We start from the raw sequence: 19239 nt of genomic DNA, 5'->3' as shown, positions 1-19239 counted from the left end.
GACTCTCCTTGGGAGCCTTCATTGTGCCTTCCTCGCATAATGAACCCATGCCCTCAACAGACAACAAGAAAACCCGCATCGTCATCGTCGGCTGTGGCTTTGGCGGCCTGGAGGCGGCCCGCGCCCTGTCTGATGCGCAGGTTGACATCACCGTGGTGGACAAGACCAACCACCACCTGTTCCAGCCCTTGCTCTACCAGGTGGCCACCGCCGGCCTGTCCGCCCCCGCCATCGCGGCGCCGGTGCGCTACCTCTTCCGCAAGCAGTCCAACGTGACAACGCTGCTGGGAGAAGTGATCGCCATCGATACCGGCACGCGCCATGTCCAGCTCAAGGATGGGCCTTCCCTGCCTTACGACCACCTGATCGTCGCCGCCGGCGCCACCCACAGTTATTTCGGGCGGGACGACTGGGCCCCGTTCGCTCCAGGATTGAAAACACTGGACGACGCCTTCGAAATCCGCCGCCGCATCCTGCTCGCATTCGAAGCGGCCGAGAAAGAACCGGACGCTGAACGTCGCACCGCGTGGCTAACCTTCGTGGTGATCGGTGGCGGGCCCACCGGCGTGGAAATGGCCGGCACGCTGGCCGAGATCGCCCGCCACACATTGCCCGGCGAGTTCCGGCGCATCGACCCGGCCAGTGCGCGCATCCTGCTGCTGGAAGGCGGCTCGCGCATACTGCAGGCCATGCCCGAGGACCTGAGCCAGCGGGCCAGAGAGCAACTGGAAAAGCTGGGCGTGGAAGTGCGCCTGGATGCCCGCGTGACCGGCATCGATGGCGGCAGCGTCGAAGTCAAGCCGGGCGCCGGCGGTGACAACTACATCCTAGCCACCCGTTGCGTCGTCTGGGCGGCCGGCGTCGCGGCTTCACCCCTGGGCCGGCAGCTGGCGCAGGCACTGGGCGTGGCGACCGACCGGGCCGGGCGTGTGGCCGTGGAGCCGGACCTCAGCCTGCCCGGCCACCCGGAGATCAGCGTGATCGGCGACCTGGCGGCGGCCAAGAGCTACCTGAAAGGCCATGCCCCACGCGACGTGCCCGGCGTTTCGCCCGGCGCCAAGCAGATGGGCCGCGCGGCCGCGGCCAACATCCTGCGGCGCCTGGCGGGCCAGGCCACGCAGCCTTTCCACTACCGCGACTACGGCAATCTGGCCACCATCGGCCGCAACGCCGCCGTGGTGGACCTGGCCTCGCCGGTGGGCCACTTCAAGTTCAGCGGCTATTTCGCGTGGCTGTTCTGGCTGTTCGCGCACATCTACTTCCTGATCGGATTTCGCAACCGCATCGTGGTGCTGATCGACTGGGCTTCGGCGTACTGGAGCAAGCAGCGCTACGCGCGCGTCGTCACCGATATCGAGCCGGCTTAGGGCGGCGGCCTCGCCACCAAAGACGGCATGTCGGGCAGCTGGGTTCCGCACTGCTGGCAGAAATTCGCTTCCGGCCCGTAGCCCTCGGCACTGCATTTCGTGCAGGCGCGCCGCACCAACAGCGGCCGGGCATGGCGGCGAACCGTCATCTCGGCCGTCACGATGCCGGTGGGCACCGCCAGCGTGCCCCAGCCGATCAGCATGATCACCGAGGCGATCAGGCGCCCGATGTCGGTCTTGGGCGTGATGTCGCCAAAGCCCACGGTGGTGATGGTGGTGACGGCCCAGTACATCGCGGTGGGAATGTCGGTAAAACCATGCTCCGGGCCCTCGACCACATACAGCAAGGTGCCGAGGATCAGCGCCACCATGATCACCGCCGACAGGAACACCAGGATCTTGCGGCGGCTGGCCACCAGCGCTTCGATCATCACCTGGTAGTCGGCCACGTACTCGGTGAGCCGAAAGATCCTGAAGATGCGCAGCAGGCGCAGCACCCGCACATCGATCAGCGCATGCAGCTCGGGGAAGATCAGCGCCAGGTAGGTGGGCAGCACGGCGACCAGGTCGACGATGCCGAAGAAGCTGCGCGCGTAGCGCAGCGGCCGGTCCACGCTCACCAGCCGGGCCAGGTACTCCACCGTGAACAGGGCGGTGAAGAACCATTCCACCGACGTGAACGTGGTGCTGTGGCGGGCGTGCCAGACCTGCACGCTGTCGGCCATGACCACCGCCACGCTGATGACGATGGCTGCCACGATGAGCTGGTCGAACAGCCTGCCCGCGTGGGTATCGGACTCATAGATGACCCGGTAGAGCCGCAGCCGCCAGCCGCCCGCCGGGCGCCCCAATTCGTCTTGCGTCGTCATCTTCAGTCATTCGAATCAATGGCCGCCATGTACTTCTGCTTCGCGCTCGCGCGCGCTTGCGGGCCCTTGGCTGCAGCGCCGAGGATGGCTTCGGCGGTCTGCTGCGGATCCCGGCCATCCGGCTGAACCAACGAGATGGTCACCGGTGCCCCGTCCATTTCCTGAACCTCCGCTCGCAGCGCGTCCGTGAAGCCTTTGACGGCCTGCTTGGAACTGGCATACATGCCCTGCAGCGGACCCGATCCTTGCGAGATCTCGGCGCCGACGTTAACCAAGGAGCCACCCGTCGAAATCAGATGCGGCAAGGCGGCCAGCGACCCGTTCACCACGCCCCAGAAGTTGATCTCGAACAGATGCCGGCTGTCGGCCTCGCTCACGCCGTCGAGGCGGCCGTAGATGGAAACCCCCGCGTTGTTGATCCAGGCGTCCAGGCGGCCGAAGTGCTTGACCGCGGCGTGTGCGGCTGCCACGACCTGCTCGCGGACCGCAACATCTGCGGCCACATGGATGGCCTGGCCGCCGGCTGCGCCGATGGCCGCCATCAAGCTGTCCAGTACCTGGATGCGGCGCGCGACGAGCACCAGCCTGGCGCCCTGCTGCGCCGCCAACTGGGCGGTGCACAGACCGACTGCGTTTGAAGCGCCGGTGAGGACGACGACTTGACGAGCAAGGGACTCAATTTTTGTTGTCATGGATTCTCCTTGTCTCCATCAGGGCAAGCCCCGTGCCTGCGAAATGCCACTCAGACGCCTTCGTGCTCCGGCACGCCTTCCAGCGCGAAGGCGACGGCGGCCCCCAGCGAGTTGATGTCGAAGGGCTTGCGCAGGATGGCGGGCTTGCCGGCGAGCCGCTCCACCGCTGCCATGTCGGCATAGCCGGTGGCCAGTATCGCGGGCAGGTCTCCCACCATTTCGCGGGCCTTGGAGATCACCTCTGCGCCGGTCATGTCGGGCATGGCGTAGTCGACCACCAGCAGGTCGGGCTTGTTGATGGCGATCGCCGCCAGTCCCTCGGCGCCGTTGGCCGCTTCGGCGACGGAATAGCCGATCAGCCCCAGGCATTCGCAGATGACTCTGCGAACATCGGGGTCGTCCTCGACCACGAGGATCTGGCGCGACTTGACCACAGCAGGCAATGCCGGCGCGGGCGGCGGATCGCTCGCACCCTGAGCATTGGCTGGGGCCGCGGGAAAGTACATATCCACTGTGGTGCCGCGCCCCTGCTCGCTGCGGATGAAGGCTAGGCCCCCGGACTGCCGCGCGAACCCATAGACCTGGCTCAGGCCGAGCCCGGTACCGCTGCCCATCGGCTTGGTGGTGAAGAAGGGATCGAACACCTTGCTCAGCAGCGCGGCGGGAATGCCTTTGCCCGTGTCGCTCACCGAAACCACCACGTAATCGCCGCGCTTGAGCTGCGCTTCGTCCTGTGTCCGCGATTCGGTGCAGATGCTGATCTTGAGGACGCCGCCTTCGGACATCGCGTCGCGCGAGTTGACCGCCAGGTTCAGCACGGCCATCTCCAGCTGGCTCGGATCGACAACCACGGCAGCGCGCTGGTCGCACAATTCCAGCTCTACCGTGATGCCGGGCCCGGCCGAAATCTCGAGCAGGTCTTTCATGCCCACCAGCAGTGCGTTCACATGGGTCAGCTTGGGCAACAGGGACTGGCTGCGCGCAAACGAAAGCAGCTGGCCGGTGAGCTTGGCACCGCGCTTGGCGGCGCTTTTGGCGCGGTCCACCACCGGCTTGACCTTCTCTTCCTTGGCATAGAGCGAGATCAGCTCCAGGTTCATGTTGACCACGTGCAGCAGGTTGTTGAAGTCATGGGCGATCCCGCCCGTGAGGCGGCCTATCGCTTCCATCTTCTGGCCCTGGGTAAGTGCCGCCTGGGCCTTCTCGCGCTCTGCTATCTCCTTCATCAGCCGGTCGTTGGCGCTGGCCAGTTCGCGGGTGCGATCGAGGATGCGCGCCTCCAGCTCGCTGTTCAGCAGCTCCATCTCGTTGCGGGTGCTTCCTATCTCTTCCAGATGCTGGCGCGTGGCGTACTGGCGCTTGCGCGCCCTCACGGCGGCGTCGGCGGCGCTGGCCAGGGTTTCGGCGTTGAGCGGGCGTTCCAGCAGGATGACGTTGCCCAGGCTGTGCAACAGTGCGATCGCCTGGGCCGAGCGTCGGCCCGGCTGCTTGGTCGCCAGCACGATGAAGGGGAAATCGGACCAAGAGGGCTGGCGCCCCAGCCAGGCTGCCAGCGTCCGGGCCAGGCCTTCACTGGCCAACGCCTCCTCGGTGAGGATCGCGGCAGCAGCGCCCTCGTCCAGGCAAGCCGCAAGTTGCGCGCTCTCGCCGCAGACCTCGACCACGTGTTGGGGTTCCAGCACGCCCTTGACCACGGCTGCGTCGCGGCCGCGAGGAGCGTGGATGAGTACTCGCAGCTCCATCAGGGGCGCCCCGCCGCATCAGCGTCGCCGAGCAGCGGAATTGCCCCCCTGTACGACGCGACGCCCGTCAGCACGCCCTCGAAATCGACCAAGGCCTCCCCGACCTCGATGCCCTGTTTGCCGAGGCGGAACTCGCGGATCGTCAGCTCGTGGTCGCTGGTGCGGCTTTTGACCACGGAGACCGCTTTCAGCAGGCTGCCACGCGCCTCGAAGAACCGGAACAGCACGATGGAATCGCTGAGGTAGCTCAGGTCCACATCGCTGCGGACCTCCCCCAGTACGCCATGCTGCGCGAGGATCAGCAAAGTCACCACGCCCCGCTGCGTCAGGTAGCTGAGCAACTCGTGCATCTGCAAGAGCAGGTGCTTGTCGCCGGACATGGCCTGGAGGTATGCATTGAGGCTGTCGATCACGACCGTCTGCACGCCGGCTTCGACCGCGCTGCGGACCATGTCGGCGAATTCACCCGGCGACACCTCGGCCGGATCCAGCGTGTGGACCTCCAGCCGGCCCTCTTTCAGGAAAGAATCCACGCCCAGGCCCAGCGCGCGGGACCGCGTCAGCAGTGTGCCCAGGCCCTCGTCGAACAGGTAGAAGGCGGCCTTCTCGCCGCGATGCAGCGCGGCGCGCACACACGCCAGGGCCGTGGTGGTCTTGCCCACCCCGGATGGCCCGCTGAACAGCGTACTGCTGCCCCGGGCCAGCCCGCCGCCCAGCAGTTTGTCGAACGCGGGCGTCCCCGTCCCGACCAGCGAGTGGTCGACGTGGGCGCGATGATCTGCCGCGATCAGGCGCGGAAACACCGCCAGACCGCCCGTGTCGAGGTTGAAATCATGTTCGCCGCCGCCGTACTTGATGCCCCGCATCTTGATGACGCGCAGGTGGCGGCGTTCGGGGCCGTACTGGTCCACCGACTGCTCCAGGCTGATGACGCCGTGGGCGATGCTGTGCAGCTGAAGATCGTCATGGTCGGCGCTGCGGTCGTCGAGCAGCAGGACCGTACAGCCCCGTGTCGCAAAGAAACTCTTGAGCGCCAGCACCTGGCGTCGGTAGCGCAGCGGGTTTTGCGCCAGCAGCCGCATTTCGGACAGGCTGTCGAAAACCACCCGGGTCGGCTTCAGGCGTTCAACCGCGGCAATGACACCGCGGGTAGTTTCGCCCAGCTCGACCTCCGAGGGATGGAGGATCGACTGCTCGGCTTCAGGACTGAGGCCCTCCTCGGTCACCAGTTCGAACAGCTCCACACCGTCGAGCGACCAGCCGTGTGACCCCGCCACGGTCCTGAGCTCGGAGGCGGTCTCGGACAGGGTGATGTACAGGCCCTTCTGATCCTCTTCCACGCCGCGCAGCAGGAACTGGAGCCCCAGCGTGGTCTTGCCGGATCCCGGAGTTCCTTCGACGAGGTACAGGTGGTTGGAGGGCAGTCCGCCGCCCAGGATGGCGTCCAACCCGACAATACCGGTGGACGCTCTTTTTTGGTCGGGGATGGTGTTGTGTAGAGTGTTTTGTCTCATCGCTTCTGTCGTCGTCTCTCGCGGCCAATCCTAGGGGAAAAGCCCCAGACGCCGTGTAGGCGGTCTCCGACAGATGAGTAAGGCTCAGACCGCGCCGCGGCCCTTCTGGCTCTCGAAATAGACCACCTTGCGCGCCCGCTGAACGTCACCCAGGGGCCGGTGCTCCGCCAACGCCTGCCAGGGATCGAACACCGAGGCTTCCACTTGCCGCGCCAGGGCCTGGCCTTCCGGCGCCGTGGTGTCTTGCCGCGGCAACATCAGCCGCGCCACCGTGCTGTAGGGCGTGGGCCAGTTGACCGAGGCGTCCTCTATGGGTGTGAGTTCCTCGCTGGCGAAAAACTGGAGTTGCAAGTCCCAGTGCAGCGGCTGGCGGGCCAGCCGGGTCGAAAAATCCAGGGCCCAATCCTCACGCGCGCCCGGCGCGGCCGCCCCGTTCGAGGCAGCGGGCATCAGGCGCACGCGTACGGCGTAGGGGCCGTTGGCCATGGGCAACGCGCTGAACAGCGGCTCGGTGGCGAAGCCGCCAAAGGGTTTGCCGGCCGCCTTGATCATCTTGCTCAATTGGCGCGGGGTGCCCAGCAGGCCGTAACGCTTGAAAAGGTACTTGATCAGAGACCTGTTGCCATACGACGCGGCCGCGACGAAATCGACGAATTCGCCGCTGCCGGAAAAGGCAAAGGCCTCCTGGTTGATGAGCGTGAAATCCTGGCTCTTGGCCGGGCCGTTGCCCAGAGCCGACTCGCCTTGGACGCCAAATACCCGCAGGGAAAAGCCCCGTATATCGGGTGCCTTGTCCGGCGCGCGATCCATGCCGCCATTGGAAAGCCGCACCCAGACGTCGTAGTCGCGCGGTTGGGCAAACAAGCCATGCCGGGCGAAACCGGGCAGGCCATCCAGCACCTCGAGTACCCCCTGCGCGACCGTGAGCTGCTTGCGGTGCAATGTCCGCCCCGGGCCCCAACGCGCGGACTTGCGCGCCTGGATCTGCGCGAACTGCCTGGCATAGCCGGCGTAGCGCTGCTCCTCGTCGGGGGCAATCTTTTCCCGCCAGCCGGTGCTGGGCGCAGGGATCCTGCTCATGGGACTCTCGATATTCTTCTCTTCGAGAGTGCAGTCTACGCCTTGCTTTCCTGCTCCTGCAAGGTGCGCCACATCACTTTTCCGCTGCCGCTCTTGGGCAGCGCGTCGGCGAACTGCACGATGCGCGGCACTTTGTACACGGCCATGTTCTCGCGGCACCAATCCACGATGTCCTGCTCGCTGACTTGCCCCTTGTGGCTGGCGCGCAGCACCACCACGGCTTTCACGGTTTCGCCGCGGTAGCTGTCCTTGGCGGAGATGACGCAAGCCTCCTGGATGGCCGGGTGCCGGAACATCAGGGCCTCGACCTCGGCGGGCCAGACCTTGAAGCCCGAGGCGTTGATCATGCGTTTGAGGCGATCGGTGAGGAAGAAGTAGCCGTCCTCGTCGACGCGGCCGAGGTCGCCGGAGCGGAAAAAGCGCTTGCCCTCGAATTCGATGAAGGCCGCCGCGGTTGCCTCAGGCCGCTTCCAGTAGCCGGCGAACACCATGGGGCCGTGCATGATAATCTCGCCCTGCTCGCCGACGGCCACCTCCTCGAGCGTCTCGGGATCGACCACGCGTGCATCGCAGCTCATGAATGGAACACCCAGGCATTGCTGCTTGGGATCATCCGGCGGATTGCTGTGCGAGGGCGCCGCGGTTTCCGTCAAGCCATAGCCTTCGACGTAGCGCAGGCCGAACTGCTCGAGCAGCCGCTGCGCGACGGCTTGCGGCATGGCCGCTCCACCGCCGCCGATGTGGACCAGGCTGGACAGGTCGTACTGGTCGAAGTTGGGGCTGGCCAGCAGGTCGATCACCATGGTGGGGATGTTGGTCCAGGTCGTCACCTTCCAGCGCGAGATCAGGCGTCCGGCCAGTTCGCGGTCCCAGCGCGGCATGATCACGAGCGTGGCGCCCGCATAGATGTTGGCGTGCATCACGCTGACCATGCCCGTGATGTGGAACATGGGCACGACCAGCAGCGTCACGTTCTCGGCCGTGCCGTTGCCCCAGACGCAGCTGGACATGGCGTTGTGCATGATGCTGCTGTGCAGGTGCATGCAGCCCTTGGGCAGGCCGGTGGTGCCGCTGGTGTAGGGCAGCACGGCCATGTCGCCCGGTCCCACTTCCAGCGCCGGTAGCGGCGCCTCGCTGTCCAGCGCCTGCTCCCAGCTCATCACCTCGCCGCCGGCCAGGGCAGGCAGCGGATGCCGGGTGAGCAGCCAGTCGCGCCACGCCTCGGGCATGGCATCGCCCGCGGCCGCGCCGGGATCGAACGCGTCGGTGAAGTGGCTCACGATCATGTGGGCCAGGCGCTCCTGGGGCGGCAATGCATCGCTGGCCCTGGCGATCTCCGCCGCCAGGTCGGCGGTGGTGATCGCGACCTTGGCGTCCGGATCGTTGATGTAGTGCTTGAGCTCTTCCGCGCGGTTCATCGGATTGACGGGGACCACCACCGCGTTGGCGCGCAGGATCGCGAAATGCGCGATCACCAGTTGCGGGCAGTTCTGCATGTCGAGCATGACCGGGTCGCCCTTCTTCAGCCCCAGCGCGCTGAGCGTGGCGGCGAGCCGCTGAGCCTTGTCGACGAGTTCGCGATAGCTGAACACTCGGCCGAAAAACACCAGCGCGGCCTTGTCGGGGTAGCGGCGGGCGCTGATCTCCAGGTTGTCCCAGAGCGAGGTCGCCGGCGGGTTGAGGGCATGGGGCAGGCGCTTGGGCCAGAACTTGTGATGAGGACGGTGCATGGCGGTCAGCCTAGCGGGGGCCATGCTGCACCGCATCAGGGATGGCCCCAAGGCGCGTCACGTTGGTGACGCCAAGCAACGAGGCGGCGTCCTACAGACCGCCACCGGCAGCTTGCGCAGACTTGAACGCGTTTCCTCACAGGAGTTCGCCATGATCGAGAAGAAAGCAAGCGTCCATTGGGACGGCGCCGGCAAGACCGGCAAGGGCAAGGTCAGCACCGAAACCGGCGCGCTGCAGGGCTTTGACTACGGCGTCAACGCCCGCTTCGGCGACGACCGCAAGGGCACCAACCCCGAAGAACTCTTGGGCGCGGCGCATGCGGCCTGCTTCACGATGTTCTTTGCCGTCTCCTGCGAAAAAGCAGGCATCGCCACCAAATCGATCGACACCACGGCAGTGGTGCGCCTGGCCAAGGACGGCGACGGTTTCAAGATCGACCGCATCGCCTTGACCATGGAGGCCTCGGTGCCGGGAATCGATGAAGCCCGGTTCAAGGAACTGGCCGAAGGCGCGAAGAAGAATTGCCCGGTATCCAAGTCGCTGGCTGCCGTGCCCGAAATCACGCTGGACGCCAAACTGCGCGCGTAGCGGTCGGCGATCGCCGCCGTTACGATGGCAGTCGATGACACCGACCACGACCGTCCCCGAGTTTGACCCCGCCGCCGCCGCGCGGCGCCTGCTCGCTTCACGCAAAGGCGCGGCGCCGGCTCCCTGCGCGGAGATAGTGCCGCCTGATGCGGCTGGTGCCTATGCCGTGCAGGACACGACGATGGCAGTGCTCGGAACGATCGGCGGCTGGAAGGTCGGCGCCAAGAGCCCCAAGCTGGAGCCCGCCTGCGCGCCCCTGCCGGCCACCGCCATGCTCGACAGCGGCGCCGCGCTGCTGGGACCGCCCTGGCGGATGCGCGGTATCGAAGTGGAGGTGGCGGTGCGATTGCGCAAAGACCTGATTCCCACAGCCGGCGAGCCCGACACGGCCGCAGTGCGTGATGCCGTCGGCGCGGTGCTTCCCGTCATCGAAGTGGTCGAAACCCGCCTGGCCGATTGGCGCGAGAGCCCGCCCCTGGCGCAGATGGCGGACCTGCGAAGCCACGGCGCGCTCATTGCCGGCGCGCCGTCGCAGATGAGCCCCGGGGACCTCGATCTGCGAAGCGTGGAGGCCTATCTCGCCTTCGACGGCCAGCCCGTGGCCAGCACCCGTGGCGCCAACCCCGCAGGGGACATCTGGCGGCTGCTCGCATGGCTGGCCTGGCATTGCGCGCAACGCGGACATCCGCTGCGCGCCGGCCAAATCATCACGACGGGTTCCTGCACCGGGCTGCTGTTCGCGCCCGAAGGCGCGCGCGTGCAGGCGCAGCTGTTCGGCATCGGAATGGTCGAACTGCAGTTCTAGTCCCCATTCGCGGGCCATACCGAACCAGGCTGGTGCATCGGCCAGTGGCAAATCACCAATTTTGGTGCGCAAGTCTTGTATACCAGTGGCACGGGAACTGCTTGTACCTCGCCACCAATGGCTACTTCCTCCGACATCAGCGACCGAATCCTCGAAGCCGTCATGGCGCAAAAGCTCGCACCCGGCTCGCGCCTGGGCGAGCAGCAGCTGGCCATGCTGTTCGACTGCAGCCGCACGATCGTGCGCGAGGCGCTGATGCGGCTCGCCGCCCGCGGCATCGTCACCGTGAGCGCGCGCCGCGGCTGGTACGTGGTGGAACCGTCCCAGGACGAGGCCCGCGAGGCTTTCGAGGCGCGCCGCGTGATCGAGCTCGGCCTGATTCGCAGCGTCAAGTCGGTGGACAAGACCGGCATCCGCCAGCTCAAGGCGCACCTGAGCCGGGAGAAGGCCGCGATCAAGGGCAATGACGTTGGCGCGCGCAGCTTCCTGCTGGGAGATTTTCATGTCTGCCTGGCCGAATGCCTGGGCAACAGCCTGCTGGCCGACACCCTGCGCGACTTCACCGCCCGTACCATCCTGATCGCGATGCTGTACCAGTCCTCGCACGACGCCGCACAGTCTTGCGAGGAGCATGTGCAGATCGTTGCCGCGCTCGAGCAGGGCAAGCTGGCGCTGGCCGAAAAGCTGATGGCCCAGCACCTGGGCTCGGTACAGGCAGCCTTGAAACTGCACGCCACCAGCGACCCGCTGGCCAAACTGCGCGACGCCCTGGCGCCGGTAGCCAAGGCCGGCAAGGGATCGGCACAAGACTTGCATACAAGCCCGCGCAAAACCGGCCGCAAACCGGCCTCACCCTCCGACGATTCGTCAACCTACCTAGGAGCCCTGTTATGACACCGAGCAAACGCAATTTCGCCCTGGGCCTGGCCATGGCCGGGCTGTTGGCCGCGACTGGCGCCCAAGCCCAGGCCGCGCTGGACAATGTCCTGAAGAACAAGAAGATCACCATCGCCATCCCCACCGACTTCCCGCCGTATGGCTTCGTCGGCATCGACCTCAAGCCGCAGGGCCTGGACATCGACATGGCCAACTACATCGGCGCCAAGCTCGGGGTCGCCGTGGAACTGGCGCCGGTGACCAGCGCCAACCGCATCGCCTACCTGCAGACGCGCAAGGCCGACCTGGTGATTTCGACCCTGGGCAAGAATCCGGAGCGCGAGAAGGTGATCGACTTCACCGCCGCCTATTCGCCGTTCTTCCAGGCGGTCTTCGCCCCCAAGAGCACGAGCGTGAAAGGCTTTGCCGACCTGGCGGGCAAGTCCGTGGCCGTCACGCGCGGCGCGATCGAAGACCAGGAGCTGACCAAGGTCGCCCCGGCGGGAACGGACATCAAGCGCTTCGAGGACAACAACGGCACCGTCGCGGCCTTCGTCTCGGGCCAGACCCAGTTGATCGCCACGGGCGCGTCGGTCGCGGGCAACATGATGGCCAAAAATCCGCAGTTGGGCGCGGAGTTCAAGCTGCTGCTCAAGGAAAGCCCTAACTTCATCGGCGTGGCCAAGGGCGAGGACAAGCTGCGCCTGAAGGTCAACGAGATCATCGCCGAGGCGAAGAAGAGCGGCGACATCGACAAGATGTCCGTGAAGTGGCTGGGCCGGCCCGCGGGCGACCTGCCGAACTGACGCGTGGATGCCGGATCGAGTCCGGCATGACAGCCCAAACATGAACGTCACTTTCGACTTTCCCGCCGTCCTGGCCCAGTGGCCCCTGCTGCTCAAGGGCGTGGCCTGGACGCTGGCGCTCACCGCCATCTCGGCTGTCGTCGGCGTGCTGGTCGGCGTGGCGTGCGCCTGGGCGCGCAGCCACGGAGCGGCCTGGCTACGGGTGCTGGTGGGGGCCTACGTGGAGCTGATCCGCAACACGCCTTTCATCGTGCAGCTGTTCTTCATCTTCTTCGGCCTGCCCGCCGCCGGCGTGCGGTTGTCGCCGGAGACCGCGTCGATCATCGCGATGGTGGTGAACCTGGGCGCCTATGCCACGGAAATCATCCGCGCCGGCATCGAGGCGACGCCCAGGGGCCAGATCGAGGCGGCGTTGAGTCTGGCGATGACACGGGCGCAGATCTTCCTTCGGGTGGTATTGCCGCCCGCCTTGCGCAAGGTCTGGCCGGCCCTGACCAGCCAGATCATCATCGTGATGCTGGGCTCGGCGGTGTGCGGCCAGATCTCGACCGAGGAGCTGAGCTACGCCGCCAACCTGATCCAGAGCCGCAACTTTCGCGCGTTCGAAGCCTTCATCGTCGCCACCGGCATCTACCTGCTGCTGGCCATGGGCCTGCGCAGGCTGCTCAACTGGCTGGGCCCGCGCTTCCTGTTCGGCCGGTGATCGGCAAGCACCATGGTTGAGTTCTCTCTCTGGGACATCCTGCGCAACCTCCTGCTGGCGGCGCGCTGGACCTTCGTGCTGTCGCTGATCGCCTTCATCGGCGGCGGCCTCGTCGGGCTGGCCCTGCTGGTCGTGCGTCTCACGCCCGCACCCTGGGCCCAGAAGCTGGTGGCCGGCTACGTGCAGCTGTTCCAGGGCACACCGCTGTTGATGCAGCTGTTCCTGGCCTACTTCGGCATTGCCTTGTTCGGCATCAATACCTCGCCCTGGGTGGCCGCGGCGCTGGCGCTTACGCTCTACACCAGTGCCTTTCTCACCGAGATCTGGCGCGGCTGCGTGGCTGCCATCCCCAAGGGCCAATGGGAGGCGGCGCAAAGCCTGGCCATGAACTTCGGCGAGCAACTGCGCCATGTGGTGTTGCCGCAGGCCAGCCGCATCGCGATCGCGCCGACCGTGGGTTTCCTGGTCCAGGTGATCAAGGGCACGGCCCTCGCCTCGGTGATCGGCTTCGTCGAACTGACCAAGGCCAGCACCATGATCAGCAACGCCACCTTCAAGCCCTTCGTGGTGTACAGCTGCGTCGCCCTGCTCTATTTCGCGCTGTGCTTTCCCATCAGCCTGTATGCAAGAAAGCTCGAGAGGAGGATGAATGACAACCGTCGTTGAAATCACCGGCTTGCGAAAGTCGTTCGGTGCGAACGAGGTGCTCAAGGGCATCGACCTCGCCGTTCAGAGCGGCGAGGTGATCGCCATCATCGGCAAGAGCGGCTCGGGCAAGAGCACGCTGCTGCGATGCATCAACGGGCTGGAGGTTTTCCAGCACGGCGCACTCGCTGTCGACGGCAAGCCCCTGCTTCACGACAGCGCCTCCGCCATGCGCGAACTGCGCCAGCATGTGGGCATGATCTTCCAGAGCTTCAACCTGTTCCCGCACCTGACGGTGGGAAGGAACATCATGCTGGCGCCCACGCTGGTCAAAAAGAAGGACGGCGCCGCGGCCACGGAACTGGCGAAGAAGCTGCTGGCTCGCGTGGGCCTGGCCGAGAAGTTCGACGCCATGCCCGATCAGCTGTCCGGGGGCCAGCAGCAGCGCGTTGCGATAGCCCGCGCGCTGGCGATGGAGCCGGCGGTATTGCTGTGCGACGAGATCACCAGCGCGTTGGACCCCGAGCTGGTCGGCGAGGTGCTGCGCGTTGTCGAAACCCTGGCCGAAGACGGCATGACCTTGCTGATGGTGACGCACGAGATGAACTTCGCGCGCAAGGTCAGCGACCGCGTCATCTTCATGCACGAGGGCCGCGTGCACGAGATGGGCCCGCCGCAACAGCTGTTCGGCAATCCGCAGACGCCCGAGCTCAAACAGTTCCTGTCTTCGTTGAACGACTAGGACGGGTCGCGGCCGCGCTGGAACATCTCGAGATGCAACGGCCAATCGTTGCCCAGCCAGTACGCATGGGTCGTGTGGTCGGCCAGGTCGTCGCCGGTCAAACCGTGCACGAACACATCGAGATCGCCGCGATGCTCGTCCAGCCAGGGGATGACTTTGTCGAATTCGGCTGCGCTGAAGGCCAGCTGGCAACTCCAGGCCGGATGCGGACCGACCAGCTTCTCGTGCACCCGCCCGACCTGGACGTTCAAGTGCTTGCCGGCCTCGGCCACCAATGCCCGCGCCTGGTCGACGGTCTCCGGGCCGAAGTAAACGTGGGCGTGGTAGGCCTTGTGAAGGTTCTCGGGGCGGCGCGGCATGGGGTGAAAGCAGAATTCGGTGCCCCACGGTACCATCGCCGGCATCATGTTGAAAGCCCTCCTCCTGTGCTTCGGCGCGGCCGTTGCTTTTTCGTCCGCCGCCTTCGACCTCCAGGGCCACCGCGGCGCCCGCGGCCTGGCCCCCGAGAACACCCTTCCGGCCTTCGAGCGGGCGCTGGAACTCGGGGTGACGACACTCGAGCTGGATATCGGAGTCACGGCCGACGGAGTGGTGGTGATCCATCACGATCCCTACCTCAACCCAGCGACCGCCCGAGATGCCGGCGGCCAATGGCTGCCGGGCAGCAAAGGCCCACTGATCAAGACGCTGACACTGGCGCAGCTGCAAGCCTACGACGTAGGCCGCATCAACCCGGAAACGCCTTACGCCAGGACGTTCGACGCGCAGCAGGCGCGCGACGGAACGCGCGTGCCCACGCTGGCATCGCTGTTCGACCGCGTGAAGTCGCTGGGCGCCGGCGACGTGCGCTTCAACATCGAAACCAAGATCAACCCCGGCCAGCCGGAGGAAGCCGTGAGCCCCGAGGCGATGACCGGCGCGCTCCTCAAGGTGATTCAGGATGCCGGCATGACGCAACGCGTCGCCATCCAGAGCTTCGACTGGCGCACCTTGCAGCTGGTACAGCGGATCGCGCCGGCGATCCCGACCGTGTACCTCACGGTCCAGACTGCCAACAACGACAACGTGCGGGACGGCACCTGGACCGCGGGCTTCAAGATCGACGAGCATGGCAGCGTGCCCAGGCTGGTCAAAGCTGCCGGCGGAACCGTGTGGTCGCCCAACGGCGGCGCGCTCACGGAGGCGCTGCTGAAGGAAGCACAGGCTCTCGGGCTCAAGGTGATCCCCTGGACCATCAACAATCCCGCTGACATGGAAAGGCTGATCGCCTGGGGCGTGGACGGCATCATCACCGACTACCCCGACCGCCTGCGCAGCGCGATGCAAGCGCGCGGGCTGCCGCTGCCCAAGCCCGTGATGGCCAGGCGCTGACAGACGAACCATGCCCGCCATCCTCTACCTGTTCGCCCTGACCAACCTGGTCATCGGCACCGGCGCCTTCGTGCTGACCGGCATCCTGCAGCCGCTGGCCGCTTCGCTCGATATCAGCGTCGCGGCTGCGGGCCAGGTGATGACCGCCTATGCGCTGACGTCGGCGTGCCTGGCGCCTTTGTTCCTGCTGGCCACCGGCAGCTGGCCGCGCAAGCGCGCCATGCTGCTGGCGCTGGCGCTGTTTGCCGCCGGCTGCGTGCTGTCGGCATCCGCGCCCTCGTTCCCGGTATTGCTGATGGGGCGCGTACTCATGGGCGTGGGCTCGGTGTTCACGGCGCTGGCCGCGGGCGTGGCGGTCGCGCTGGTGCCACCGGAGCGGCGGGGCCGCGCGCTCTCGCTCACCTTTCTGGGCATGAGCCTGAGCTATGCGCTGGGTGTGCCGCTCGGCGCGTGGCTGGGCCTCACCTATGGCTGGCAGGTGCCGGTGTGGCTGGTGGCGGGCGCTTGCGGCGCGGTGTGGATCGTCTTGTGGGCGCTGCTGCCGCGCCACATCGCCGCGCCCGGGGCCAGCTTTGCCGGCATGGCTGCGGCCATTCGCCAATGGCCGATCGTGCGGGTGTGGATTCGCACCCTGCTGTACTTCATCGCCATCTTCAGCGTCTTCTCATACGCGGGCCCGGTGCTGCTGGCGCTCAATCCCATGACGCCCGGCCAGCTGTCCTTCACGCTCGTGATGTTCGGGCTGTCCGGTGTGGGCGGAACCATCATCGGCGGGCGGGCGGTGGACCGCTTCGGCGCGGTGCGCACCTTGCGCGTCCAGTTGGGGGTGCTGGCGGCCATGATGGTGCTCGTGCCCCTCGCGCGCGGCAACTACACGCTCATGATGCTGGTGTTCGTCGTGTGGGGCGTGGCCGGCTTCGGCATGATGTCGCCGCAGCAGGTCTTGCTGGCCACACTGGCTCCGGCCCAGGCGCCGCTTCTGATGAGCCTGAACGGTTCGATGCTGTACACCGGCACGGCCCTGGGCGCGATCATCAGCGGCGCATTCATCGGCGTGCTGGGCTTCGACAAGCTTTCGTGGGTGGGCGTGCCTTTCGCCCTCGTCGCCTTGAGCACCTTGTGGTTCGACCGGCGCGCCAGGCTGGTGACGGCCTGACCACTGTCAGTGGTCGTGCCGGTGGTGCGCGTCGGGAAAATGCGGGTGGCTGTGAACCAGCGGCTGGTGGCGGTGCGCATGGCTGTGGCGAGTTCCCGGCGGCACGGGCGGCACATGCGCGTGGTCGTGATGGACGTCGCCGCCATGCACATGCTCGTGCGTGTGCTCCATGGCCTCGTGCGCATGCCAGTGCACGTGCCGCTCCGATAGATGCAGCGCCACGCCGATAGCCATCAGCGCGCCGGCCAGGAGCAATGCAGCCGTGACCGGCTCGCCCAATAGCACGATGGCCAGCAGCGCGCCGAAGAACGGCGCCACGGAAAAGTAGGCGCCGGTGCGCGCAGTCCCCAGTTCGCGCAAGCCCACGATGAAGAGTGCCAGGCTGGCGCCGTAGCTGGCGAAGCCGACCAGCCCCGCCGCCAGCACCACCGGCAGCGCGGGCCACGAAGCACCCAGGACCCATGCCAGCGCCAGGTTGGTCGCGCCCGCGGCCAGCCCTTTGACCATCGCGATCCATGAGGCATCCGCCAGCGAGACCTTGCGCGTCAGGTTGTTGTCCACGGCCCAGGCGAAGCATGCGGCCACCACGAACAGCGCAGGTTGCCAGCCCGGCCAATTCATCTGGCCCGGCCAGGCCAGCAGCAGCCCGCCGGCTACGATGGCGCCCATGCCCAGCGCAACGCGGGGGTTGACGTTTTCCTTGAACACGAACCAGGCCAGCAGCGCCGTGAACACCGCTTCGGCATTGAGCAGTAGCGAGGCCGACGAGGCCGGCATGGCGGCCAATCCCAGCATCAGCAGCACCGGCCCGGCCACGCCGCCGGCCAGCACCGCGCCGGCCAGCCACTTGGCCTCGCCGGCAACCAGTCGCACCGGTGGCTTGGCCTGGATCCGCCGCATCAAGGCCAGGCCGATTCCCGAACCCAGGTAGAGAAGCGCGGCTAACAGCCATGGGCTGGCCTGCGCCAGCAACAGCTTGGCCAGCGGCGTGCCGGCGCCGAACAACAGCGCGGCCGCCAGGCTGGCCCACACGCCGCGCGGCAGCTTCATCGCATCGGTCCCTCGGCGTGGCATGCGCAGGCCTCGCCGTGCGCGGCGGCTACCAGCTCGTGGAGGATGCCGCACTCGTGCGTAGCATGGTCGGCGTCGCAGCTGTCGCGCAATGCCGTGAGCTGGCGCTCCATCGCCCGGAGGCTCTTGAGGCGCGCGCGCACCCGCAGCAACTGCCCGGCGATCAGCGCATCGATGTCGCCGCGCTCGTCGCGCGCGCCACCGACGAAATCGAGCAGGCGCTTCACGTCGGCCAGCGGCATGTCCAGCGCGCGGCAATGGCGCACGAAGGCCAGGCGCTCCAGGTGCGGCGCGCTGTAACTACGGTATCCGTTCGCCTCGCGCGCGGGCGCGGGCAACAGGCCGGCTTTTTCGTAGTAGCGGATGGTTTCCACGTCGACGCCGGTGGCACGGCTGAGGTCGCTGATCTTCATGGCTCCATCATAGGCAATTGACACTGGAGTGGCTCCAGGGTTTCCAATTCACCCGAAGGAAAGGAAAACATGTCCGCCCACTGCTGTCACCACGAGCCACAAAAAACCTCCAATGGACCCCCGCCGCCCGATTACCGCCGCGTGCTGTGGATCGCCCTGCTGGTGAATGCCCTGATGTTCGGGGTCGAGATCGCGGCCGGATTGAGTTCGGGTTCGGTGTCGCTGCTGGCCGATGCCATCGACTTTTTCGGCGACGCGGCCAACTATGGACTGACGCTGGCGGTGCTGAGCCTGGGCGTCGCGTGGCGCTCGCGGGCGGCGTTGGTCAAGGCGGCCAGCATGCTGGGCTTCGGTGTGATCGTCATCGGCAAGGCCCTGTGGTCCGCAAGCCAGGGCGTCGTGCCCGAGCCGCTCACCATGGGACTGGTGGGCGCGCTGGCGCTCGCCGCCAACCTGGGTGTGACGGCATTGCTCTATGCGTTCCGGGAGGGGGATGCCAACATGCGCGGCGTCTGGCTGTGCACCCGCAACGATGCGATAGGCAATGTCGCAGTGATGCTGGCCGCTCTGGGTGTCTTCGGCACCGCCACCGCCTGGCCCGACCTGGCGGTGGCTGCCGTGATGGCCTGCCTGGCCATCACCGCCGGCTGGTCGGTGATGCGCCAGGCGCGGCGCGAGTTGGCCGGTTCGGGTTTTAGCGCGTGATCTTGGCCAAAAGCCAGCCGATGGCGAAGGCCCCGGCCACGACCGCCAGCGGATTGGCCCGGACATGCTCGCGGGCCATGTCGCCGTATTCGTGTTGCCAGCTCATGACCTTCTCGCTGCTGGAGCCGAGCGTCTGCTCGAGTTTGTCCACGGCTTCGTGGGCTTTCTGGGCGACACGGCGGACCGTGCCCTCGTTGCCGACGCCGTTCAGGCTGGTGGAACCGCTGGGTCCGTTCATGCTGGTGATGCTGTCGCTTGTTTCGCTATTCATGGTGCTTCCTCTCGGGCATGTCGAAAAAATCGCCAGCGGCGCCGGCGAACGTCCACTGTAGAAAGCTCGGCACTGCTTAGCTGTCGGCGAAA

At 66.5% G+C, this 19239-nt stretch carries 21 protein-coding genes; 11 read left to right on the top strand and 10 right to left on the bottom strand.

Going from position 1 to position 19239, the window contains the following annotated elements:
* Nucleotides 1–47: 47 nt before the first annotated feature.
* Nucleotides 48–1367 (top strand): NAD(P)/FAD-dependent oxidoreductase, encoded by a 1320-nt coding sequence (locus tag HNE04_RS07145; protein WP_172217845.1) that lies wholly within the window; start codon nucleotides 48–50, stop codon nucleotides 1365–1367.
* Here HNE04_RS07145 and HNE04_RS07140 read toward each other — a convergent pair.
* The 6 genes from HNE04_RS07140 to HNE04_RS07115 form a co-directional block, all read right to left on the bottom strand.
* Nucleotides 1364–2236: an ion transporter gene (locus HNE04_RS07140; RefSeq protein WP_172217844.1), complete on the bottom strand. Its 873-nt coding sequence runs from the start codon at nucleotides 2234–2236 to the stop codon at nucleotides 1364–1366. The two genes, HNE04_RS07145 and HNE04_RS07140, sit on opposite strands and share 4 nt — an antisense overlap.
* Before the next feature lie 2 nt (nucleotides 2237–2238).
* Entirely contained in the window at nucleotides 2239–2928 is a 690-nt protein-coding gene (locus HNE04_RS07135; protein WP_172217843.1) for an SDR family NAD(P)-dependent oxidoreductase, read from the bottom strand.
* Between the two features lie 50 nt (nucleotides 2929–2978).
* Complete coding sequence (locus HNE04_RS07130; protein ID WP_172217842.1) at nucleotides 2979–4670, bottom strand: ATP-binding protein; 1692 nt, start codon at nucleotides 4668–4670, stop codon at nucleotides 2979–2981.
* Entirely contained in the window at nucleotides 4670–6184 is a 1515-nt protein-coding gene (locus tag HNE04_RS07125; RefSeq protein ID WP_172217841.1) for an ATPase domain-containing protein, read from the bottom strand. The genes HNE04_RS07130 and HNE04_RS07125 overlap by 1 nt, the downstream gene beginning before the upstream one ends.
* 84 nt (nucleotides 6185–6268) lie before the next feature.
* On the bottom strand, nucleotides 6269–7264 hold the full coding sequence (locus HNE04_RS07120; RefSeq protein WP_172217840.1) for a catalase family protein: 996 nt from the start codon (nucleotides 7262–7264) through the stop codon (nucleotides 6269–6271).
* 35 nt (nucleotides 7265–7299) lie between these two features.
* A complete protein-coding gene (locus HNE04_RS07115) occupies nucleotides 7300–8994 on the bottom strand; it encodes a long-chain fatty acid--CoA ligase (RefSeq protein WP_172217839.1) in 1695 nt (564 codons plus the stop codon).
* A 151-nt stretch (nucleotides 8995–9145) separates the two neighbouring features.
* On the opposite strand from HNE04_RS07115, the gene HNE04_RS07110 reads away from it, so the two are divergent.
* The 7 genes from HNE04_RS07110 to HNE04_RS07080 all read left to right on the top strand — a co-directional run bounded on the left by HNE04_RS07110 (nucleotide 9146) and on the right by HNE04_RS07080 (nucleotide 14160).
* Nucleotides 9146–9583: an OsmC family protein gene (locus HNE04_RS07110; protein WP_172217838.1), complete on the top strand. Its 438-nt coding sequence runs from the start codon at nucleotides 9146–9148 to the stop codon at nucleotides 9581–9583.
* Nucleotides 9584–9617: 34 nt separating this feature from the next.
* The gene (locus tag HNE04_RS07105; protein ID WP_172217837.1) at nucleotides 9618–10388 is read left to right on the top strand and encodes a 2-keto-4-pentenoate hydratase; all 771 of its coding nucleotides are present in this window, start codon (nucleotides 9618–9620) and stop codon (nucleotides 10386–10388) included.
* 117 nt (nucleotides 10389–10505) lie between these two features.
* Nucleotides 10506–11282 carry a GntR family transcriptional regulator gene (locus HNE04_RS07100; protein ID WP_172217836.1) on the top strand — a complete coding sequence of 259 codons (777 nt, stop codon included), beginning with the start codon at nucleotides 10506–10508 and terminating at the stop codon, nucleotides 11280–11282.
* Nucleotides 11279–12070 (top strand): transporter substrate-binding domain-containing protein, encoded by a 792-nt coding sequence (locus HNE04_RS07095; RefSeq protein WP_172217835.1) that lies wholly within the window; start codon nucleotides 11279–11281, stop codon nucleotides 12068–12070. The genes HNE04_RS07100 and HNE04_RS07095 overlap by 4 nt, the downstream gene beginning before the upstream one ends.
* Nucleotides 12071–12110: 40 nt before the next feature.
* Nucleotides 12111–12773 carry an amino acid ABC transporter permease gene (locus tag HNE04_RS07090; protein WP_172217834.1) on the top strand — a complete coding sequence of 221 codons (663 nt, stop codon included), beginning with the start codon at nucleotides 12111–12113 and terminating at the stop codon, nucleotides 12771–12773.
* Nucleotides 12774–12785: 12 nt separating this feature from the next.
* The gene (locus HNE04_RS07085; RefSeq protein ID WP_172217833.1) at nucleotides 12786–13439 is read left to right on the top strand and encodes an amino acid ABC transporter permease; all 654 of its coding nucleotides are present in this window, start codon (nucleotides 12786–12788) and stop codon (nucleotides 13437–13439) included.
* Nucleotides 13423–14160: an amino acid ABC transporter ATP-binding protein gene (locus HNE04_RS07080; protein ID WP_172217832.1), complete on the top strand. Its 738-nt coding sequence runs from the start codon at nucleotides 13423–13425 to the stop codon at nucleotides 14158–14160. Before HNE04_RS07085 ends, HNE04_RS07080 begins: the two co-directional genes overlap by 17 nt.
* Here HNE04_RS07080 and HNE04_RS07075 read toward each other — a convergent pair.
* Nucleotides 14157–14519 carry a DOPA 4,5-dioxygenase family protein gene (locus HNE04_RS07075; RefSeq protein ID WP_172218122.1) on the bottom strand — a complete coding sequence of 121 codons (363 nt, stop codon included), beginning with the start codon at nucleotides 14517–14519 and terminating at the stop codon, nucleotides 14157–14159. The two genes, HNE04_RS07080 and HNE04_RS07075, sit on opposite strands and share 4 nt — an antisense overlap.
* Before the next feature lie 46 nt (nucleotides 14520–14565).
* Here HNE04_RS07075 and HNE04_RS07070 point away from each other — a divergent pair, with 46 nt between their 5' ends.
* Both HNE04_RS07070 and HNE04_RS07065 read left to right on the top strand, forming a co-directional pair.
* Entirely contained in the window at nucleotides 14566–15531 is a 966-nt protein-coding gene (locus HNE04_RS07070) for a glycerophosphodiester phosphodiesterase (RefSeq protein ID WP_172217831.1), read from the top strand.
* Nucleotides 15532–15541: 10 nt separating this feature from the next.
* The gene (locus HNE04_RS07065; protein ID WP_172217830.1) at nucleotides 15542–16687 is read left to right on the top strand and encodes an MFS transporter; all 1146 of its coding nucleotides are present in this window, start codon (nucleotides 15542–15544) and stop codon (nucleotides 16685–16687) included.
* Nucleotides 16688–16693: 6 nt separating this feature from the next.
* Here the strand turns inward: HNE04_RS07065 and HNE04_RS07060 are convergent, their stop codons facing one another.
* Nucleotides 16694–17737: a DMT family transporter gene (locus HNE04_RS07060; RefSeq protein ID WP_207717478.1), complete on the bottom strand. Its 1044-nt coding sequence runs from the start codon at nucleotides 17735–17737 to the stop codon at nucleotides 16694–16696.
* On the bottom strand, nucleotides 17734–18171 hold the full coding sequence (locus tag HNE04_RS07055; protein WP_172217828.1) for a Cd(II)/Pb(II)-responsive transcriptional regulator: 438 nt from the start codon (nucleotides 18169–18171) through the stop codon (nucleotides 17734–17736). The genes HNE04_RS07060 and HNE04_RS07055 overlap by 4 nt, the downstream gene beginning before the upstream one ends.
* 69 nt (nucleotides 18172–18240) lie before the next feature.
* On the opposite strand from HNE04_RS07055, the gene HNE04_RS07050 reads away from it, so the two are divergent.
* Nucleotides 18241–18876, top strand: coding sequence for a cation transporter (locus HNE04_RS07050; protein WP_172217827.1), 636 nt, complete (start codon nucleotides 18241–18243; stop codon nucleotides 18874–18876).
* Here the strand turns inward: HNE04_RS07050 and HNE04_RS07045 are convergent.
* Nucleotides 18866–19147, bottom strand: coding sequence for a hypothetical protein (locus tag HNE04_RS07045; RefSeq protein WP_172217826.1), 282 nt, complete (start codon nucleotides 19145–19147; stop codon nucleotides 18866–18868). The genes HNE04_RS07050 and HNE04_RS07045 overlap by 11 nt on opposite strands.
* Nucleotides 19148–19239 lie beyond the last annotated feature (92 nt).

It is taken from the genome of Caenimonas soli (assembly GCF_013155545.1).
Classification (GTDB): domain Bacteria; phylum Pseudomonadota; class Gammaproteobacteria; order Burkholderiales; family Burkholderiaceae_C; genus Ramlibacter; species Ramlibacter soli.
The sequence above is the reverse complement of the archived record's forward strand: the minus strand, read 5'-3'. Positions and strand labels throughout refer to the sequence as shown.

What these genes read in the sequence shown, in the direction of transcription:
- HNE04_RS07050 (WP_172217827.1), top strand. Translation starts at nt 18,241, where the DNA reads ATGTCCGCCCACTGCTGTCACCACGAGCCACAAAAAACCTCCAATGGA.
- HNE04_RS07125 (WP_172217841.1), bottom strand. Translation starts at nt 6,184, where the DNA reads ATGAGACAAAACACTCTACACAACACCATCCCCGACCAAAAAAGAGCG.
- HNE04_RS07110 (WP_172217838.1), top strand. Translation starts at nt 9,146, where the DNA reads ATGATCGAGAAGAAAGCAAGCGTCCATTGGGACGGCGCCGGCAAGACC.
- HNE04_RS07070 (WP_172217831.1), top strand. Translation starts at nt 14,566, where the DNA reads ATGTTGAAAGCCCTCCTCCTGTGCTTCGGCGCGGCCGTTGCTTTTTCG.
- HNE04_RS07130 (WP_172217842.1), bottom strand. Translation starts at nt 4,670, where the DNA reads ATGGAGCTGCGAGTACTCATCCACGCTCCTCGCGGCCGCGACGCAGCC.
- HNE04_RS07075 (WP_172218122.1), bottom strand. Translation starts at nt 14,519, where the DNA reads ATGCCGCGCCGCCCCGAGAACCTTCACAAGGCCTACCACGCCCACGTT.
- HNE04_RS07105 (WP_172217837.1), top strand. Translation starts at nt 9,618, where the DNA reads ATGACACCGACCACGACCGTCCCCGAGTTTGACCCCGCCGCCGCCGCG.
- HNE04_RS07085 (WP_172217833.1), top strand. Translation starts at nt 12,786, where the DNA reads ATGGTTGAGTTCTCTCTCTGGGACATCCTGCGCAACCTCCTGCTGGCG.
- HNE04_RS07065 (WP_172217830.1), top strand. Translation starts at nt 15,542, where the DNA reads ATGCCCGCCATCCTCTACCTGTTCGCCCTGACCAACCTGGTCATCGGC.
- HNE04_RS07090 (WP_172217834.1), top strand. Translation starts at nt 12,111, where the DNA reads ATGAACGTCACTTTCGACTTTCCCGCCGTCCTGGCCCAGTGGCCCCTG.
- HNE04_RS07045 (WP_172217826.1), bottom strand. Translation starts at nt 19,147, where the DNA reads ATGAATAGCGAAACAAGCGACAGCATCACCAGCATGAACGGACCCAGC.
- HNE04_RS07095 (WP_172217835.1), top strand. Translation starts at nt 11,279, where the DNA reads ATGACACCGAGCAAACGCAATTTCGCCCTGGGCCTGGCCATGGCCGGG.
- HNE04_RS07120 (WP_172217840.1), bottom strand. Translation starts at nt 7,264, where the DNA reads ATGAGCAGGATCCCTGCGCCCAGCACCGGCTGGCGGGAAAAGATTGCC.
- HNE04_RS07060 (WP_207717478.1), bottom strand. Translation starts at nt 17,737, where the DNA reads ATGAAGCTGCCGCGCGGCGTGTGGGCCAGCCTGGCGGCCGCGCTGTTG.
- HNE04_RS07055 (WP_172217828.1), bottom strand. Translation starts at nt 18,171, where the DNA reads ATGAAGATCAGCGACCTCAGCCGTGCCACCGGCGTCGACGTGGAAACC.
- HNE04_RS07140 (WP_172217844.1), bottom strand. Translation starts at nt 2,236, where the DNA reads ATGACGACGCAAGACGAATTGGGGCGCCCGGCGGGCGGCTGGCGGCTG.
- HNE04_RS07145 (WP_172217845.1), top strand. Translation starts at nt 48, where the DNA reads ATGCCCTCAACAGACAACAAGAAAACCCGCATCGTCATCGTCGGCTGT.
- HNE04_RS07115 (WP_172217839.1), bottom strand. Translation starts at nt 8,994, where the DNA reads ATGCACCGTCCTCATCACAAGTTCTGGCCCAAGCGCCTGCCCCATGCC.
- HNE04_RS07100 (WP_172217836.1), top strand. Translation starts at nt 10,506, where the DNA reads ATGGCTACTTCCTCCGACATCAGCGACCGAATCCTCGAAGCCGTCATG.
- HNE04_RS07135 (WP_172217843.1), bottom strand. Translation starts at nt 2,928, where the DNA reads ATGACAACAAAAATTGAGTCCCTTGCTCGTCAAGTCGTCGTCCTCACC.
- HNE04_RS07080 (WP_172217832.1), top strand. Translation starts at nt 13,423, where the DNA reads ATGACAACCGTCGTTGAAATCACCGGCTTGCGAAAGTCGTTCGGTGCG.